The organism is Arthrobacter sp. Bi83 (assembly GCF_918698095.1).
Classification (GTDB): Bacteria; Actinomycetota; Actinomycetes; order Actinomycetales; family Micrococcaceae; genus Arthrobacter.
The window spans coordinates 1-1,346 of record NZ_CAKKLY010000116.1 but is presented as its reverse complement, the minus strand read 5'-3'; the positions used below and the strand labels follow the sequence as shown (position 1 = coordinate 1,346).

Genomic DNA, 1,346 nt, shown 5'->3' with positions numbered 1-1,346 from the left:
TATTTGCTGAGGTTGGCGAGGCGTTCGGGGCTGAGGAGTTCCTGGAGTTGGTCGGCGGTGAGGAGGCCGTGTTCGAGGACGAGTTCGGCCACGCCCTTGCCGGTGGCGAGGGCTTCCTGGGCGATGGCGGTGGCGGTGGCGTAGCCCAGGTGGGGGTTCAGGGCGGTGACCAGGCCGATGGATTGTTCCACGGTGAGGCGGAGGTGTTCGGTGTTCGCGGTGATGCCCCGGACGCAGCGTGCGGTGAGGGTGCGGCAGGCGGCTTCGAGGTGGGAGATGCTCTTGTGGAGGCTGTGGACGATGACGGGTTCGAAGGCGTTGAGCTGGAGCTGTCCGGCTTCGGCGGCCATGGTGATGGTGACGTCGTTGCCGATGACTTCGTAGGCGACCTGGCTGACGACTTCCGGGATCACCGGGTTGATCTTGCCGGGCATGATGGAGGATCCGGACTGCACGGCGGGGAGGTTGATTTCGCCGAACCCGGCGCGGGGGCCGGAGGAGAGCAGGCGCAGGTCGTTGCAGATCTTGGAGAGTTTCACGGCCACGCGTTTGAGGACGCCGGAGAGGTGCACGAACGCGCCGACGTCCTGGGTGGCCTCGATCAGGTCCACGGCGGTGACCAGCGGCAGGCCGGTGATGTCGGCCAGGTGCCGGCAGGCGGTTTCGGCGTAGCCGGGCGGGGCGTTCAGGCCGGTGCCGATGGCGGTGGCGCCGAGGTTGATTTCGTGGATGAGCAGGTCCGCTTCGGCGAGGCGGAGCCGGTCTTCGCCGATGGTGACGGCGTAGGTGCCGAATTCCTGGCCCAGGGTCATGGGCACGGCGTCCTGGAGCTGGGTGCGGCCCATTTTCACGACGGTGCGGAACTCGGCGGCTTTGGCCGCGAATGCGTCTTCGAGTTCGGCCAGGGCGGCGAGGAGTTCGCGGGCGGCGAAGATGGTGCCGAGCTTGACGGCGGTGGGGTAGACGTCGTTGGTGGACTGGGAGAGGTTTACGTGGTCGTTGGGGTGCAGCCGGGCGTAGTCGCCCTTGGGGTGGCCGAGGATTTCCAGGGCGCGGTTGGCGATGACCTCGTTGGCGTTCATGTTCGAGGAGGTCCCGGCGCCGCCCTGGATGACGTCGACGACGAACTGGTCGTTCAGGAGCCCGTTGAGCACGTCGGTGCAGGCGGCTTCGATCGCGGCGGCGCGCTCGGGGTCCAGGAGCCCGAGTTCGAGGTTGGTGCGGGCGGCGGCGAGTTTCACGGCGGCCAGGCCGCGGACCAGGTGCATGTTCGTGGACAGCGGCTGGCCGGTGATGGGGAAGTTCTCCACGGCCCGGAGCGTGTGCACACCCCAGTACGCGGCGGC

General features: G+C 68.1%; 1 protein-coding gene. It reads right to left on the bottom strand.

Annotated elements, in window-relative coordinates; translation table 11 throughout:
• A partial coding sequence (locus LQ144_RS22885; protein ID WP_230121532.1) for an aspartate ammonia-lyase occupies positions 1-1,346 on the bottom strand: 1,346 nt, incomplete at both ends.